Source organism: Pseudomonas sp. B21-051 (assembly GCF_024748795.1).
GTDB lineage: Bacteria > Pseudomonadota > Gammaproteobacteria > Pseudomonadales > Pseudomonadaceae > Aquipseudomonas > Aquipseudomonas putida_A.
Genome location: NZ_CP087166.1, coordinates 5,629,895 through 5,646,584 on the forward strand (window position 1 = coordinate 5,629,895; position 16,690 = coordinate 5,646,584).

The 16,690-nt window shown below is 61.9% G+C and carries 17 protein-coding genes; 12 read left to right on the forward strand and 5 right to left on the reverse strand.

Annotated elements, in window-relative coordinates; translation table 11 throughout:
• Positions 1-203 precede the first annotated feature (203 nt).
• The 5 genes from LOY52_RS25410 to LOY52_RS25430 all read left to right on the forward strand — a co-directional run bounded on the left by LOY52_RS25410 (position 204) and on the right by LOY52_RS25430 (position 5,583).
• Positions 204-1,559, forward strand: coding sequence for a pitrilysin family protein (locus LOY52_RS25410; RefSeq protein ID WP_258676976.1), 1,356 nt, complete (start codon positions 204-206; stop codon positions 1,557-1,559).
• Positions 1,552-3,039, forward strand: a complete 1,488-nt coding sequence (locus LOY52_RS25415) for a pitrilysin family protein (protein ID WP_258676978.1) — start codon at positions 1,552-1,554, stop codon at positions 3,037-3,039. Before LOY52_RS25410 ends, LOY52_RS25415 begins: the two co-directional genes overlap by 8 nt.
• A complete protein-coding gene (gene rsmD / locus LOY52_RS25420) occupies positions 3,039-3,644 on the forward strand; it encodes a 16S rRNA (guanine(966)-N(2))-methyltransferase RsmD (RefSeq protein WP_041063575.1) in 606 nt (201 codons plus the stop codon). Before LOY52_RS25415 ends, rsmD begins: the two co-directional genes overlap by 1 nt.
• 113 nt (positions 3,645-3,757) lie before the next feature.
• Positions 3,758-4,756: a hydrolase gene (locus tag LOY52_RS25425; protein ID WP_258676982.1), complete on the forward strand. Its 999-nt coding sequence runs from the start codon at positions 3,758-3,760 to the stop codon at positions 4,754-4,756.
• Positions 4,753-5,583 carry an AraC family transcriptional regulator gene (locus LOY52_RS25430; protein ID WP_258680048.1) on the forward strand — a complete coding sequence of 277 codons (831 nt, stop codon included), beginning with the start codon at positions 4,753-4,755 and terminating at the stop codon, positions 5,581-5,583. Before LOY52_RS25425 ends, LOY52_RS25430 begins: the two co-directional genes overlap by 4 nt.
• Before the next feature lie 77 nt (positions 5,584-5,660).
• Here LOY52_RS25430 and LOY52_RS25435 read toward each other — a convergent pair whose 3' ends face one another.
• Together LOY52_RS25435 and LOY52_RS25440 are read right to left on the reverse strand one after the other, a co-directional pair.
• The gene (locus LOY52_RS25435; RefSeq protein WP_258676984.1) at positions 5,661-6,515 is read right to left on the reverse strand and encodes a sulfurtransferase; all 855 of its coding nucleotides are present in this window, start codon (positions 6,513-6,515) and stop codon (positions 5,661-5,663) included.
• A 31-nt stretch (positions 6,516-6,546) separates the two neighbouring features.
• Positions 6,547-7,218, reverse strand: coding sequence for a TetR/AcrR family transcriptional regulator (locus tag LOY52_RS25440; protein ID WP_007964152.1), 672 nt, complete (start codon positions 7,216-7,218; stop codon positions 6,547-6,549).
• Positions 7,219-7,363: 145 nt separating this feature from the next.
• Here LOY52_RS25440 and LOY52_RS25445 point away from each other — a divergent pair, with 145 nt between their 5' ends.
• The 5 genes from LOY52_RS25445 (at position 7,364) to LOY52_RS25465 (ending at position 12,072) form a co-directional block, all read left to right on the forward strand.
• A complete protein-coding gene (locus tag LOY52_RS25445) occupies positions 7,364-8,794 on the forward strand; it encodes a coniferyl aldehyde dehydrogenase (RefSeq protein WP_258676987.1) in 1,431 nt (476 codons plus the stop codon).
• Between the two features lie 28 nt (positions 8,795-8,822).
• Positions 8,823-9,368, forward strand: a complete 546-nt coding sequence (locus LOY52_RS25450; protein WP_258676989.1) for a twin-arginine translocation pathway signal protein — start codon at positions 8,823-8,825, stop codon at positions 9,366-9,368.
• Positions 9,369-9,484: 116 nt separating this feature from the next.
• Positions 9,485-11,080 (forward strand): GMC family oxidoreductase, encoded by a 1,596-nt coding sequence (locus LOY52_RS25455; RefSeq protein WP_258676991.1) that lies wholly within the window; start codon positions 9,485-9,487, stop codon positions 11,078-11,080.
• A gap of 115 nt (positions 11,081-11,195) precedes the next feature.
• Complete coding sequence (coaD, locus tag LOY52_RS25460) at positions 11,196-11,675, forward strand: pantetheine-phosphate adenylyltransferase (protein ID WP_003229157.1); 480 nt, start codon at positions 11,196-11,198, stop codon at positions 11,673-11,675.
• A gap of 145 nt (positions 11,676-11,820) precedes the next feature.
• Positions 11,821-12,072, forward strand: coding sequence for a YfhL family 4Fe-4S dicluster ferredoxin (locus LOY52_RS25465; protein ID WP_003195146.1), 252 nt, complete (start codon positions 11,821-11,823; stop codon positions 12,070-12,072).
• Between the two features lie 132 nt (positions 12,073-12,204).
• On the opposite strand, the gene LOY52_RS25470 is transcribed toward LOY52_RS25465, so the two are convergent.
• The 3 genes from LOY52_RS25470 to LOY52_RS25480 all read right to left on the reverse strand — a co-directional run bounded on the left by LOY52_RS25470 (position 12,205) and on the right by LOY52_RS25480 (position 14,235).
• Positions 12,205-12,528, reverse strand: a complete 324-nt coding sequence (locus LOY52_RS25470; protein WP_258676993.1) for a multidrug transporter — start codon at positions 12,526-12,528, stop codon at positions 12,205-12,207.
• Positions 12,529-12,597: 69 nt separating this feature from the next.
• Entirely contained in the window at positions 12,598-13,410 is an 813-nt protein-coding gene (mutM, locus tag LOY52_RS25475) for a bifunctional DNA-formamidopyrimidine glycosylase/DNA-(apurinic or apyrimidinic site) lyase (RefSeq protein ID WP_003229159.1), read from the reverse strand.
• A gap of 12 nt (positions 13,411-13,422) precedes the next feature.
• Positions 13,423-14,235, reverse strand: a complete 813-nt coding sequence (locus LOY52_RS25480) for an HDOD domain-containing protein (RefSeq protein ID WP_258680050.1) — start codon at positions 14,233-14,235, stop codon at positions 13,423-13,425.
• A gap of 228 nt (positions 14,236-14,463) precedes the next feature.
• On the opposite strand from LOY52_RS25480, the gene LOY52_RS25485 reads away from it, so the two are divergent.
• Positions 14,464-15,003 carry a type 1 glutamine amidotransferase domain-containing protein gene (locus tag LOY52_RS25485; protein WP_027610555.1) on the forward strand — a complete coding sequence of 180 codons (540 nt, stop codon included), beginning with the start codon at positions 14,464-14,466 and terminating at the stop codon, positions 15,001-15,003.
• Positions 15,004-15,210: 207 nt separating this feature from the next.
• Positions 15,211-16,407 carry a class I SAM-dependent rRNA methyltransferase gene (locus LOY52_RS25490; RefSeq protein ID WP_258676997.1) on the forward strand — a complete coding sequence of 399 codons (1,197 nt, stop codon included), beginning with the start codon at positions 15,211-15,213 and terminating at the stop codon, positions 16,405-16,407.
• Positions 16,408-16,690 lie beyond the last annotated feature (283 nt).

Consider the following 16,690-nt stretch of genomic DNA (forward strand, 5'->3'; position numbering starts at 1 on the left):
ATTAACGAAGGACTAAACCGGCAAAATCGGCGAAAAAGCGAAGTCTAGTCGATAAACCGCAGCTTTCTGCCGCCAACCTATACAACCGCATCAGGCCTGAAAACCTGATAGGCGTGGTCGCCGGTAAAACGGATCAGTATCCTAGCACCCTCTCGCCCGCCGACGCTAAGACCAAGCGGGCAGCCCAACAGGTTAAAAAACGAATGAATGCTCTAGCCCGCCGCGCTGCAGGCCTGCTGCTCAGCACAGTCTGCCTGCCCCTTTCGGCCCTGGCGGCCGACCCGCAACCGACCCACGAATTCACCCTCGACAATGGCCTGAAGGTCGTCGTACGCGAAGACCATCGCGCGCCGGTGGTGGTGTCGCAGGTCTGGTACAAGGTCGGCTCCAGCTACGAAACCCCGGGCCAGACCGGTCTGTCCCACGCGCTCGAGCACATGATGTTCAAGGGCAGCGAGAAAGTCGGTCCCGGTGAAGCCTCGTTGATCCTGCGCGACCTCGGCGCCGAAGAGAACGCCTTCACCAGCGACGACTTCACTGCTTATTACCAGGTGCTGGCCCGCGACCGACTGGGCGTAGCGTTTGAACTGGAAGCCGATCGCATGGCCAATCTGCGCCTGCCGGCTGACGAGTTCGCCAAGGAAATCGAAGTCATCAAGGAAGAGCGTCGCCTGCGCACCGACGACAAGCCGATGTCCAAGGCTTACGAGCGTTACAAGGCGATGGCTTACCCGGCCAGCGGCTACCACACGCCGACCATCGGCTGGATGGCGGACCTGGACCGGATGAAGGTCGAGGAGCTGCGGCATTGGTATCAGTCCTGGTATGTGCCGAACAACGCTACGCTGGTGGTGGTCGGCGACGTCACCCCGGATGAAGTGAAGACCCTGGCCCAGCGCTACTTCGGGCCGATTGCCAAGCGCGACGTGCCGCCAGCGAAGAAACCGCTGGAGCTGGCCGAGCCGGGTGAGCGCCAGATCACCCTGCATGTGCAAACCCAACTGCCCAGCCTGATGCTCGGTTTCAACGTGCCCAGCATCGCCACCGCTGAAGACAAGCGCTCGGTCAACGCCCTGCGGCTGATCTCGGCGCTGCTCGACGGCGGTTATAGCGGGCGCATCCCGACGCAACTGGAGCGCGGCGAAGAGCTGGTTTCCGGCGGTTCGTCGAGCTACGACGCCTACACCCGTGGCGACAGCCTGTTCACACTGTCGGCGACGCCGAACACGCAGAAGAACAAGACCATGGCGCAAGCTGAAGCCGGTCTGTGGAAGCTGCTGGACCAGCTGAAAACCACCGCACCGTCCGCCGAAGAACTGGAGCGCGTGCGGGCACAAGTGATTGCCGGCCTGGTGTTCGAACGTGATTCGATCACCAGTCAGGCCACCGCCATCGGCCAACTGGAAACGGTCGGGCTGTCGTGGAAGTTGATGGACACCGAACTCGCCGATCTGGAAAGCGTGACCCCGCAAGACATCCAGAACGCCGCCAAGCTGTATTTCACCCGCGAACGTCTCAGCGTCGCCCATGTCCTGCCACTGGAGACGACTCATGAGTGAGCGCAAATCCCCACGCCTGTTGCTCGGCCTGATCGCCGCGGCGGTCATCGGCTCCGCCGCGTTCTATCTGATGCCCGGTGTCAAAACCGACGCCAGCGAAGCACTGGACAACGCCAAGACCAGCCAGAAGCTGCAATCGCTGGCCGAACTCGATGGCAAGGCCCCGGCCAGCCGCAAGCTCGACGTGCAAACCTGGAACACCGCCGAAGGCGCCAAGGTGCTGTTCGTCGAAGCCCATGAGCTGCCGATGTTCGACATGCGCCTGATCTTCGCCGCCGGCAGCAGTCAGGACGGCAATGCGCCGGGTCTGGCAGTCCTGACCAACGCCATGCTCAACGAAGGCGTGGCCGGCAAGGACGTCGGCGCCATCGCCCAAGGCTTCGAAGGCCTCGGTGCGGATTTCGGCAACGGCGCCTACAAGGACATGGCGCTGGCTTCGCTGCGCAGTCTGAGCGCCGCCGACCAGCGCGAGCCGGCGCTGAGGCTGTTCTCCGAAGTGGTGGGCAAACCGACCTTTCCGGCCGACTCCTTCGCGCGCATCAAGAACCAGATGCTCGCCGGTTTCGAATACCAGAAACAGAACCCCGGCAAACTCGCCAGCCTCGAGCTGATGAAGCGTTTGTACGGCGACCACCCATACGCGCACTCCAGTGACGGCAATGCGCAGAGCGTGCCGAAGATCACTCTGGCGCAACTGCGTGAATTCCACGCCAAGGCCTACGCGGCGGGCAACGTGGTGATCGCGCTGGTCGGTGACTTGTCTCGCGCCGAAGCCGAGGCGATTGCCAACCAGGTTTCCGGTGCCCTGCCGAAAGGCCCGGCGCTGGCGAAGATCGCCCAGCCGCAGGAACCGAAAGCCAGCGTCAATCACATCGAGTTCCCGTCGAAGCAGACCAACCTGCTGCTCGCGCAACTGGGCATCGACCGTGACGACCCGGATTACGCGGCGCTGTCGATGGGTAACCAGATCCTCGGTGGCGGCGGTTTCGGCACCCGCCTGATGAGCGAAGTGCGCGAGAAGCGCGGCCTGACCTATGGCGTGTATTCGGGTTTCAGCCCGATGCAGGCTCGCGGCCCGTTCATGATCAACCTGCAGACTCGCGCGGAAATGAGCGAAGGCACCCTGAAACTGGTGCAGGACGTGCTCGCCGATTATCTGAAGACCGGCCCGACCCAGAAAGAACTCGACGACGCCAAACGCGAACTGGCCGGCAGCTTCCCGCTGTCCACCGCGAGCAACGCCGATATCGTCGGCCAGTTGGGCGCCATGGGCTTCTATAATCTGCCGTTGAGCTATCTGGATGACTTCATGCGTCAGTCCCAGAGCCTGACTGTCGAGCAGGTCAAAGACGCGATGAACAAACACCTGAGCACGGACAAACTGGTCATCGTCAGCGCTGGCCCGACCGTGCCGCAAAAGCCGTTACCGGCCCCATCTGATAAACCTGCCGAGCAACCGCTCGGGGTTCCGGAGCATTAATGGCTACTCGTCCTAAAAAACCTGCGCAGAACGTTCACAACGGTGTGAACCAGTTGCGCATCATCGGCGGCGAATGGCGCAGCCGCAAACTGAGCTTCCCCGATGCGCCGGGCCTGCGCCCGACACCGGATCGCGTGCGTGAGACCCTGTTCAACTGGCTCGCACCGTATGTGGCCGGGGCCAAGGTGCTGGACCCGTTCGCCGGCAGCGGCGCGCTGTTTCTTGAAGCACTGTCGCGTGGCGCGGCCATGGGTCAGGCGCTGGATGCCAGCCACGTTGCGGTGTCGAGCCTGAAAGAACACCTCGGCACCCTGCGCTGCACCAACGGCCAGGTGCAGACCGCCGACGCGCTGCGTTATCTGGAAACCCAGGTCGCCACGCCGTTCGACCTGGTGTTCCTTGATCCGCCGTTCAACCAGAACCTGCTGCCGGCCGTTTGCACTCTGCTGGAAGAGCGCCAATGGCTGGCGCCGGATTCGTGGATCTACACTGAAAGCGAGACCGCGCCTTCGACGCTGGGCCTGCCGGGCAACTGGCGCCTGCACCGCGAACAGAAATCCGGGCGGGTGTACTACGCGTTGTGGCAACGTATGGCAGTCAACTGAACGTATTGAACAACCCTGTGGCGAGGGAGCTTGCTCCCGCTGGACTGCGCAGCAGTCCCCAAAAAGGGCCGCTTCGCGCCCCAGCGGGAGCAAGCTCCCTCGCCACAAAAGGTGTGTGCCCTCTGGAAACTGAACGCTTCACCCCCGCCTTCGGCCTCGGCAATCCGCACCTGCAAACCTTGTGGGGGCCGCTGTGGCGCAAAACCGTCCACCTTGATCGCGAGCGGGAACGCCTGTGGCTGGATGACGGGGATTTCCTCGATCTCGACTGGCACGGCCCGCACAGCGCCGAGGCGCCGCTGGTGCTGGTGCTGCATGGGCTGACCGGCTCTTCAAATTCACCCTACGTCGCCGGGATTCAGGCAGCACTCGCCGCGCAAGGCTGGGCCAGCGTCGCGCTGAACTGGCGCGGTTGCTCCGGCGAACCCAACCTGCTGCCGCGCAGTTACCACTCCGGCGCCAGCGAAGACCTCGCCGAAGCCATCAGACACCTGCGCGCCAAGCGGCCACTGGCGCCGCTGTATGCGGTCGGTTATTCCCTCGGCGGCAATGTGTTGCTCAAGCATCTGGGCGAGACCGGCAGCGACAGCGGCGTGCTCGGTGCAGTGGCGGTGTCGGTGCCGTTTCGTCTTGATCAGTGTGCAGACCGGATCGGCCAGGGATTTTCCAAGGTCTATCAGGCGCATTTCATGCGCGAGATGGTCGCCTACATCAAGAACAAGCAACGCCAGTTCCAGCATGACGGACGCGAGGATGGCCTGGCGGCTCTGGCGGCGCTCGGTTCGCTGGAGAACATGCGCACCTTCTGGGACTTCGATGGCCGGATCACTGCGCCGTTGCATGGTTTTACCGATGCCGAGGATTACTATCGCCGGGCATCGAGTCGCTACTTTCTCGGTGAAATCCGCACCCCTACCCTGATCATTCAGGCAGCGGACGATCCGTTCGTGTTTCCCCACAGTCTGCCGACCGCCGAGGAACTGTCCGCCAGCACCCGGTTCGAGCTGCAGGCCAAGGGTGGGCATGTCGGGTTTGTCGATGGCACGTTCCGCCAGCCCGGTTACTACCTGGAACGGCGCATCCCGCAATGGCTGGCCCGTGTGACGTCATGAACGATCAGGGCGAGTCGATCCGATTCTGGCAAACCGCGCCGCTGGCCGGGGTCGAGTTGCTGTCGGCGCGCTACATCGAGCATCGCTTCGCCCCGCACGTCCACGACGGTTATGTGATCGGCATGATCATGGCCGGCGCCCAGCGTTATCGCTATCGCGGCGCCGAACACCTGGCCGGCAGCGGCACGCTGGTGCTGATCAATCCCGATGAACTGCACACAGGGCACAAGGGCACCGAGGACGGCTGGCTGTACCGGGCGTTTTATCCCGATACCGGACAGATCGTGTCCTTGCTCGAAGAACTGGAACTGCCCACCGCGCCGATGCCGGCGTTTGGTGCAACGCTGTACCGCGACCCGGATCTGGTCAACGGTTTCTGTCAGTTGCATCGCTTGCTGGAAAGCCCGGCCACCGCGCTGCAACAGCAGACGATGTGGCGCGAAATGATGCTGCTGCTGTTGCAACGGCATGCGGCGGTGCAGATCAACGGCAAACCGGGCAAGGAACACCGCGCGGTGGTAATGGCCAAGGAGCTGCTGCACGCGCAACTCGCGGCGCCACCATCGTTGGAAGAACTGGCGGCTGCGGTGAATCTGTCGCCCTTCCACTTCGCCCGGGTGTTCCGCCGCGCCACCGGCATGCCGCCGCACACCTGGCTGATGCAGCAACGCATCGCCACGGCCCGGGGTTTATTGCAGGGTGGTTGTCTGCCGGTGGAAGTCGCCATGCAGTTGGGCTTTGCCGATCAGAGTCATCTGAGCCGGCAGTTCAAGCAGGTTTATGGCGTGGGGCCGGCGGCGTATCGCAGTGCCCGCGTGGAACGCTAAAAGATCGCAGCCTGCGGCAGCTCCAACAAGGTTCACCGGCCCCTGTAGGAGCTGCCGCAGGCTGCGATCTTTTGCTGTTATTCGCCCATGGCTATACCTCTGGAAGGCTCGTTGATCCACTCACTCCACGACCCCGCATACAGCGAACCCAGCGGATACCCCGCCAGGCACAACGCAAACAGGTTGTGACACGCCGTCACTCCGGAGCCGCAATAAGCCACCAGTTCCGTTGGCGAACGATCACCTAGTTTCGCGGCAAAGCGCTGCTTGAGCTGCTCCGCCGGCAGGAAGCGTCCGTCGCTGCCGAGGTTTTCGGTAAACGCCGCACATTGCGCGCCGGGAATGTGCCCGCCGATCGGGTCGATCGGCTCCACCTCACCCTTGAAGCGCGGCAAGGCCCGGGCGTCGATCAACGTCAGCGTCGGCTGACCGAGGCGCTTCTGCAATTGTTCGGCGCTCAGCAGCAGTTTCATGTCCGGCTGACCACTGAAATTGCCCCGGCTGACCGACGGCGCATCCAGGCTCAGCGGCAGACCGGCCGCGTGCCAAGCCTTGAGGCCCCCGTCGAGAATGAACACACCATCGCGCTTGCCCAGCCACGCCAGCAACCACCAAGCGCGGGCCGCATAGGCACCCGGGCCGTCGTCGTACAAAACCACATCGCTGTCGGCATTGATGCCCCACGCCTGCAGACGTTCGATCAATGCCGCCGGCTCGGGCAGCGGATGACGCCCGGTCACGCCTTTGATCACCTTGCCACTGAGGTCGCGCTCAAGGTCGGCGAAGCGGGCGCCGGCAATGTGCCCTTCGGCATAGCTGCGCTGCCCGTAGTCCGGGTCTTCGAGGGCAAAACGACAATCGAGAATCACCAGCCCCGGCTGCTCCTTGCGGGCATCCAGTGCATTCGGGCTGAGCAGTTGCGCAATCGGCATAACGGACTCCTGTGAGCGACTTCGAAATGGTTTAGCGCCCTTCCTCGAGGGCCTGGGCCAGCGGCACGTAGAACTCGTCGAACAAGGCATTCACCTCTTCGCGCGCCTGATCAGTGACGAATCCGGCTTCCAGCACCAACACCTGATACACGCCACGCTTGATGGCCTGTTCGCTGAGGTGGTTGGAGTTTTCCCGGGTGGTGCACAGAAAGCGCACCCACGAGGTGAGGATGATCCAGGCATTGATCGTCAGGGATTCGATCTGCACCCGATCCATCTTGAGGATGCCGGCGGCGACGAAGCCCTCGTAGATCGCCATGCCCTGGATCACGCAGCGCTGGGAGAAGCGCCGGTAGCGCGCGGCCAGATCCGGGTCACTGTCGAGCAGGTGCTCGAGATCGCGATGCAGGAAGCGGTAGCCCCACATCGCCGACAGCAGCTCCTTGAGGTAATAGCGCTTGTCTTCGACGGTGGCGGCACGCCCCTGCGGCGGGCGCAGAAAGCTGTCCACCAGGCTTTCGTACTCACTGAACAACACGGCGATGATCGCCTGCTTGTTGGGGAAGTGGTAGTACAGGTTGCCCGGAGAAATCTCCATGTGCGCGGCAATGTGATTGGTGCTGATGCTGCGTTCGCCCTGCTGATTGAACAGTTCGAGGCTGTTCTGCACGATGCGCTCGCTGGTTTTTATTCGTGGGGCCATGGCTTGAGCTTTAATTCAGAGTGCGGTGAGGGGCATCTTACGACCTAACCGGAACTGGATAAAACAAAGCTGTGTCGGGAAGTCATTTGACTTTCTAGAGCATAGACTCTAGAAAGTCATCACTACAATAAATCCGGAGCCGACGATGACTGCCGACATTGCTTATCTGCAAACGCTGCAACAGCCCCTGGAAGAGCTGGATCGGCTGTTCGCGGCACAGCGCGCCGCCTATGCCGCCAACCCGATGCCGCCGGCAGATCAGCGCCAGCAGTGGCTCAAGGCGTTGCGCGAATTGCTCAGCCAGGAGCGGCAGGCGCTGGTCGAGGCCATCAGCGCGGATTTCAGTCATCGCAGCGCTGATGAAACCCTGCTCGCCGAGCTGATGCCCAGCCTGCACGGCATCCATTACGCCAGCCGCCATCTCAAGGGCTGGATGAAGTCGTCGCGGCGCAAAGTCGGCATGGCCTTTCAGCCGGCGTCGGCCAAAGTCGTGTATCAGCCGCTCGGCGTGGTCGGCATCATCGTCCCGTGGAACTACCCGTTGTATCTGGCCATCGGCCCGCTGGTCGGCGCACTGGCGGCGGGCAACCGGGTGATGCTCAAGCTCAGCGAATCGACCCCGGCCACCGGCCAGTTGCTCAAGACTCTGCTGGGGCGGATTTTCCCCGAAGACCTGGTCTGCGTGGTGCTCGGCGAGGCCGACATAGGCGTGGCGTTTTCCCGTCTGCGCTTTGATCACCTGCTGTTCACCGGCGCCACCAGCATCGGCAAACACGTGATGCGCGCCGCAGCGGAAAACCTGACCCCGGTGACCCTCGAACTCGGCGGCAAGTCCCCGGCCATCGTTTCCCGCGACGTGCCGCTCAAGGACGCCGCCGAACGCATCGCCTTCGGCAAGACCCTGAACGCCGGCCAGACCTGCGTCGCCCCCGATTACGTGCTGGTGCCGCAAGACCGCGTCGGCGCGTTCGTCGAAGCCTATCGCCAGGTGGTCAACAATTTCTATCCAACCCTCGCTGACAACCCGGACTACACCGCGATCATCAACGAGCGCCAACTGGCCCGGCTGAACGGTTATGTCAGCGACGCCACGAGCAAGGGCGCGCTGCTGATCCCGCTGTTCGAACAGGGCCAGGGCCGGCGCATGCCGCACAGCCTGCTGCTCAATGTCACTGACGAGATGACCGTGATGCAGGACGAAATTTTCGGCCCGTTGCTGCCGATCGTGCCGTATCAGGATCTCGATCAGGCGTTTGCCTACATCAATCAGCGCCCGCGTCCTCTGGCGCTTTACTACTTTGGCTACGACAAGCGCGAACAGAACCGCGTGCTGCACGAAACCCACTCCGGCGGTGTGTGCCTGAACGACACCCTGCTGCATGTGGCGCAGGACGACATGCCGTTCGGCGGCATCGGCCCTTCGGGCATGGGCCACTATCACGGCCACGAAGGCTTCCTGACGTTCAGCAAGGCCAAAGGCGTGCTGATCAAACAGCGCTTCAATGCCGCCAGGCTGATTTACCCGCCCTACGGCAAATCGATCCAGAAACTGATCCAGAAGCTGTTCATCCGCTAATCGTCGTCACCGCCGGGTAATAACAACAATGCACCCAAGCCTGACCGAAACACCTGCCCTGTCGCGCCGTGGCCTGCTGAAATTCAGCCTCGGTGCCACGGCCTTTCTCGCCACCGCCGGCCTCGGCGCCAGCCTCAGTGGTTGTTCATCGAGTGTCGCAGCCAATGGCTTCGTCACTTTGCGTGACGGCGACCTGCTGTTTCTGCGCGCACTGATTCCGGTGATGCTCGACGGCGCCGTGGCGAGCGAAAAAATGCCCGGTGCCATCGATGGCACCCTCAAGTCGCTGGATTACAGCCTCGATCACCTGTCGCCGGAGATGCTCAAACTCACCCGGCAGCTGTTCGACGTGCTCGGCATGGCCGTCACCCGTGGCCCGCTCACCGGAATTTGGGGCAGTTGGGAAAACGCCAGCCCCGAGGCCATGCGCCACTTCCTCGAGCGCTGGCAAAACAGTTCATTGAGCCTGCTGCGCATGGGCCACAGCTCATTGCAGCAGATGGTGATGATGGCCTGGTACACCCGCGCCGAATCCTGGGCGCATTGCGGTTATCCCGGCCCGCCCACGGTTTGAAACCGAGTCGCGCCCTTCGCGAGCAGGCTCGCTCCCACAGGGGTTTGCGGCGCAAATGTGGGAGCGAGCCTGCTCGCGAAGGCCGCAAGAACAACAAGAACAAGAGAACCTGATCAATGCCCGTACCCGACCCGTTCCGCGAAGGCCTCGCCCGTGGCTGGATAACCTACAACGGCGCACAGCTGACCGCCGATCTGACGCTGGAAGCCGACGTGGCGATCATCGGCAGCGGTGCCGGTGGTGGCACCACGGCGGAGATCCTCAGCGCCGCCGGCTACAAAGTGCTGCTGATCGAAGAAGGCCCGCTCAAGACCAGTTCCGACTTCAAGATGCTCGAAGACCAGGCCTACAGCAGCCTCTATCAGGAAGGCATCGGCCGCATGAGCAAGGACGGCGCCATCACCATCCTCCAGGGCCGTGCGGTGGGCGGCACCACGCTGATCAACTGGACGTCGAGTTTCCGCACGCCCGAGCCGACCCTCGAGCACTGGGCCAAGGAACACAACGTCAAAGGTCACAGCCCGGCCGAGATGGCGCCGTGGTTCGAAAAAATGGAACAGCGCCTCGGCGTCGCACCCTGGATGGTCCCGCCTAACGCCAACAACGACGTGATCCGCAAAGGCTGCGAACAACTCGGCTACAGCTGGCACGTGATCCCGCGTAACGTGCGCGGCTGCTGGAACCTCGGCTATTGCGGCATGGGCTGCCCGACCAACGCCAAGCAGTCGATGATGGTCACCACCATTCCGGCGACCCTGGAACAGGGTGGCGAGTTGCTGTACCTGGCCCGCGCGGAAAAACTGCTGATCAACGGCGACAAGATCACCGGCCTGCAATGCGTGGCGATGGACGAGCGCTGCGTTGCGCCGACCGGACGCAAAATCACGGTCAAGGCCCGGCATTACGTGCTGGCCGGCGGCGGCATCAACAGCCCGGCACTGCTGCTGCGCTCGGATGCGCCGGATCCGCATCAGCGCCTCGGCAAGCGTACCTTCCTGCATCTGGTGAACATGTCCGCCGGGCGTTTCGACGAGGTGATCAACCCGTTCTACGGCGCGCCGCAGTCGATCTATTCGGATCATTTCCAATGGAAGGACGGCACCAACGGGCCGATGGGCTACAAACTCGAAGTGCCGCCGCTGCACCCGGCGCTTGCGGCAACGCTCTTGGGCGGTTTCGGCCAGCAGAACGCCGAACACATGGCCGACCTGCCGCACACTCACGCGATGCTCGCCTTGCTGCGCGACGGTTTCCACCCGGACAGCTCCGGCGGCAGTGTCGAGTTGCGCGGCGACGGCTCGCCGGTGCTCGACTATCAAGTCTCGCCTTACGCTTGGGAAGGCCTGCGCCGCGCCTTTCACAGCATGGCCGAGATCCAGTTCGCCGGCGGCGCCAAAGCCGTGATGCCCATGCACGCCGATGCGCGCTACGTGAAAACCCTCGCCGAAGCCCGCACGCTGATCAACGGTCTGAGCCTTGAGCTGTATCGCACGCGCCTGGGCAGTGCCCACGTGATGGGCGGTTGTGCGATGGGCGAAGACCCGAAAAACGCTGTCACCGACAGCCTTGGCCGGCATCATCAACTGAGCAATCTGTCGATTCACGATGGCTCGCTGTTCCCCACCAGCATTGGCGCCAACCCGCAATTGTCGGTGTATGGGCTGACAGCACAATTGGCGACTGCCCTCGCCGATCGGCTGAGAAATCCGTGAAAAAACCGGTTTATCGCGGCGTCTATAGTGCTTTCTTACCCAACAGGCGACTTGGCCGACCGGGACGGCTGCGATACCATCCGACTCCCCAACGGACTCCCGCCAGGACGACGCGATGAACCGAGTGTTGTACCCAGGTACCTTCGACCCTATTACCAAAGGGCATGGCGATCTGGTCGAACGCGCCTCGCGCCTGTTCGATCACGTGATCATTGCGGTCGCCGCCAGCCCGAAGAAAAACCCGCTGTTCCCGCTGGAACAACGGGTTGAACTGGCTCGCGAGGTCACCAAACACCTGCCCAACGTGGAAGTGGTCGGCTTCTCGACGCTGCTGGCGCATTTCGCCAAGGAGCAGAACGCCAATGTGTTCCTGCGTGGCTTGCGTGCGGTGTCGGACTTCGAATACGAATTCCAGCTGGCCAACATGAACCGCCAGTTGGCCCCGGACGTCGAGAGCCTGTTTCTCACCCCGTCCGAGCGTTATTCGTTCATTTCCTCGACGCTGGTGCGGGAAATTGCCGCGCTGGGCGGCGATATCAGCAAGTTCGTGCATCCGGCCGTGGCCGATGCCCTGACCCTACGCTTCAAAAAGTAGGAGCTGCCGAAGGCTGCGATCTTTGTTTTTTGATCGCAGCTGTCAGTGCCCTTGATCGCAGCCGCGTGCACTGCGCTCGCCAATGCGGCACAATTGCGCGCATTGATTTATTGCGCCCGGGCCTGCCGCCCCGGCTGGAGTTAGCATGTCCCTGATCATCACCGACGATTGCATCAACTGCGACGTCTGCGAACCCGAGTGCCCGAACGCCGCCATTTCCCAAGGCGAAGAGATCTACGTGATCGACCCGAACCTGTGCACCCAGTGCGTCGGCCACTACGACGAACCGCAATGCCAGCAGGTCTGCCCGGTGGATTGCATTCCACTGGACGAGGCCCATCCGGAGACTGAAGAACAGTTGATGGAAAAGTACCGCAAGATCACCGGCAAGGCCTGATCCGCCGGATTTGTAGCGCTCTTTCGGGCCTCTTCGCGAGCAAGCTCGCTCCCACATTTGAAATGCGCTCCAATGTGGGAGCGAGCTTGCTCGCGAAGAGGCCATCAGCAGCAGCGCAAAACTCTGATCAGCTCACTCACGCTGCTCAAACCCCTCCCCTGTACATCCCAGACAGCGTACAAACGCCGCTTTCGCCGGATCCACCACCAACGCCTGCCCCGCATCGCCGACCCCGCCACCCAACGCGGTAAACGGCAATGACACCACAAACACCCCCGCACCCAGCACCGTTGCCACCACCAATAAAGGTCGGGCAATCAGCAAATCACCCATCATGGCGTAGGCGGGAGGGTTCTGGATGGTGTAACGCGGATCACCGCTGCCGTGCTCCGCGGCCTGAACGGCCAGGCTGGAACACAGCAGCAGTGTGACAAACAGGACTTGCAAGGACTTCATGGCACGATCCTTCGGGCTGAACAGTGAGACCACTCACTATAGACCGTAGGACTTTTTCAGCTTTTTGTCTCACGTCTGGCAGCGCGGACAGAACACACTGGCCCGTTGCCCCAGCTTCACTTCCCGCAGGCCAGTGCCGCAGACCTTGCAGTGCTCGCCGCCACGGCCATAAACGAACAGCTCCTGCTGGAAGTACCCCGGCTGCCCGTCACCGCCGATGAAATCCCGCAACGTAGTGCCGCCGCGCTCAATGGCTGCGGCGAGGATGCGTTTGATCTCGATCGCCAGCTTCAGATACCGCGCCCGGGAGATGCTCTTGGCCTCACGGCGTGGATCGATGCCCGCGGCGAACAACGCTTCGGTCGCGTAAATGTTGCCGACACCCACCACCACCGCGTTGTCCATGATGAACGGCTTGACCGCCATCGAACGTCCGCGCGACAGCTGGAACAGGCGTTCGCCGTCGAACAGATCGGTCAACGGCTCCGGCCCGAGGCGAATCAGCAGTTCGTGATTGAGCGGATCGGTACTCCACAGCATCGCACCGAAGCGGCGCGGATCGGTGTAGCGCAGCGCCAGACCGGATTCCAGCTCGATATCGACGTGCTCGTGCTTGAGCGCCGGCAACCCGACTTCCACCAACCGCAAGTTGCCCGACATGCCCAGGTGGCTGATCAAAGTGCCGACTTCGGCATTGATCAAGAGATACTTGGCGCGCCGCTCGACCAGCACGATGCGCTGCCCGGACAGGCGCACATCGAGGTCTTCGGGGATCGGCCAGCGCAGCCGGCGATCCCGCACGATCACCCGGCTGACGCGCTGACCTTCCAGATGCGGAGCAATGCCCCGGCGGGTGGTTTCGACTTCCGGCAATTCAGGCATGACGTTCTCGAATCAATGCGCGCCGAGGTCGCGGATTGTCTGTTTGAGGGTTTCGAAATCGTAGTCCGACAGACCGACGTAATCGAGAATAAGCGGGCCGATGCTGTTCCACTCGTGGTCTTCGGTCTGATTGCCCAGTACCCGGTAAGACGCACAGATGTGCTCGGCCATCTTCAGGATCGCCAGCAGATTCTTCATCTGGCTGTTGCGCGAGGACTCGTCGCTGAAGATCGCCAGCGCATTGTGGTGATTGGCGATCGCCGTACTCACGTGTTCCGGCAGGCGCCACGACTTGGCGGTGTAGTAGCCGACCACGGCGTGGTTGGTGTTGAACTCGGCGTTTTCGGTGTCCACCACCCGGCACTCGGCGCTGGCGTTGGCGTAAGCCGTTTCCAGTACCGACATGTAGTTGGGGAAGCGTTGCAGCATCAACGGCACGCCGCAGTCGTGGAACAGTCCCAAGGCATAGGCTTCATCGCCGGCCTGAGTGCCGATGCGCTTGGCCAGGGTCAGGCATGTCATCGCCACGTCCTGGGCGGTGTCCCAGAAACGATTGAGGGTGACGATGGTGTCGTCGTTCATCTCGCCCTTGATCGACTGCGCGTTGATCAGGTTGATGATCGAGCGGCTGCCCAACAGGTTCACCGCGCGCTGGATCGAAGTGATCTTGTTGCTCAGGCCGTAATACGGCGAGTTGACGATTTTCAGCAGAGAACCGGACAGGCCGGGATCCTGGGCGATCAGCTTGGCGATCACCTCCAGGTCCGGGTCGGGCATGTACTGCTCCATCTGCAGATCCACCATGATCTGCGGCTGCGCGGGCACGCTGATGCCTTGCAGGGATTGTTGAATCTGTTCGGTGGTCAGCTCTTGGGACATAAGTACACACTCTGGGACAGGCGGCGATTCTAACCTCTAAAAACCGCACTACGACACACCAGTGGGCAATTGTCAGGAACTTTCATTCACGCTCAGGCTTCGGACTTTGTAAGGCCGACCGGACAATCAAGCACCGGCTCGGCGGTAATTTCCCGCAGACTCAGGAGCTTATCGATGGCTACTTCCCTCACTGGCAAACGCGTCGCCATTTTAGTAACAGACGGTTTCGAACAGGTTGAACTGACCGGGCCAAAACAAGCACTGGAGCAGGCCGGCGCCCAGGTCGACATCCTTTCGGCCGAGGCCGGCAAGGTCAAAGGCTGGAACCACGACAAGCCGGCGGATGACTTCAAGGTCGATCAGACCTTTCAAGGCGCCAGCAGCGAGCAGTACGACGCGATCGTCCTGCCGGGCGGGGTGCAGAACTCCGACACCATCCGCATCGACCAGGATGCCCAGCATCTGGTCAAGACCGGCGCCTCCGCCGGCAAACCGATTGCAGTGATCTGCCATGGCGGCTGGCTGCTGATTTCCGCCGGGCTGGTCAATGGCAAGACCATGACCAGTTTCAAGACACTCAAGGATGACCTGGTGAATGCCGGGGCCAACTGGGTCGACAAGGAAGTGGTCAAGGACGGTCATCTGATCAGCAGCCGTCAGCCGGACGATATTCCGGCGTTCAACAAAGAACTGATCGACGCGCTGTCGGCCTGACGCGCCTCTGTGGCGAGGGAGCTTGCTCCCGCTCGGCTGCGCAGCAGTCGCAAGCCCTGCCAACCGGTTCTTCCTGATGAATCGAGTGGCATGAATTGGGGCCGCTTCGCAGCCCGGCGGGAGCAAGCTCCCTCGCCACATGTCCAGCGCTGAACCTGCACACGCATCAACACGGTATACTCCCGCTCTTTTTTCCGGAGCGACGTCATGTCCCTGCCTAGCCTGCGCCTCAAAGCCAACGCCGACCGTCGCCTGCGCAACGGCCACTTGTGGGTCTACAGCAACGAAATCGATGTGGCCGCCACGCCACTGCACGGCTTCAAGGCCGGCGATCAGGCGATCCTCGAAGCCGCTGGCGGCAAGCCGCTGGGCGTCGTCGCGATGAGCCCGAACAACCTGATCTGCGCGCGTCTGCTGTCGCGTGACATCAAACTGGCACTGGACAAGTCGCTGCTGGTACACCGCCTGAACGTGGCCCTGTCACTGCGCGAGCGTCTGTTCGACAAGCCGTTCTATCGCCTGGTCTACGGCGACTCCGACCTGCTGCCGGGCCTGGTGGTCGACCGCTTCGGCGACATCCTCGTGGTGCAGATCGCTTCGGCGACCATGGAAGCACATAAAGATGACGTGATTGCAGCGCTGACCCAAGTGCTCAAGCCAAGCGGCATCCTGTTCAAGAACGACTCCGCCGCCCGTGACGCCGAAGGCCTCAACCGCTACGTCGAAACCGTGTTCGGCCTGGTGCCGGAATGGGTCGCACTGGAAGAGAACGGCGTGAAGTTCGAAGCCCCGGTCATTGGCGGCCAGAAAACCGGCTGGTTCTACGACCACCGCATGAACCGCGCCCGCCTCGCGCCTTACGCCAAAGGCAAACGCGTCCTCGACCTCTATAGCTACATCGGGGGCTGGGGCGTGCAGGCTGCCGCGTTCGGCGCCAGCGAAGTGTTTTGCGTCGACGCATCGGGCTTCGCCCTCGACGGTGTCGAGCGTAACGCCGCGCTGAACGGCTTCGCCGACAAGATGACCTGCATCGAAGGCGACGTGTTCGAAGCCTTGAAAGAGCTCAAGGCCAGCGAAGAGCGCTTCGACGTGATCGTTGCCGACCCGCCTGCGTTCATCAAGCGCAAGAAAGACATGAAGAACGGCGAAGGTGCCTACCGTCGTCTGAACGAGCAAGCCATGCGCCTGCTGACCAAGGACGGCATTCTGGTCAGCGCTTCGTGCTCCATGCACCTGCCGGAGGACGATCTGCAAAACATCCTGCTGACCAGCGCCCGTCACCTGGACCGCAACATCCAGATGCTAGAGCGCGGCGGTCAGGGTCCGGATCACCCGGTACACCCGGCCATCGCCGAAACTCGCTACATCAAGAGCATCACCTGCCGCCTGCTGCCAAACAGCTGATCGGCCCATGAAACGGGGAGCCTGCGGGCTCCCCGTTGGCTTTACGGCGATGCAATGTCGTCGAATTTTCTTCCTCTTTCCTACAACTAACTTCCTACATGCATGCAGGACATTTCCCTGCGCATTAAATTTCAAGAGCTAAAACTTACAAGCTCGCCCTTGCAGCACGCCCACTCCGACAAAATTAATAGAAATTTCCTACCCAAGTATCGCTTGCCAATAATTCATTACAACCTATTATTAAGTTGTCACCACGACGGTGACATTCACTCTCAATGAACAA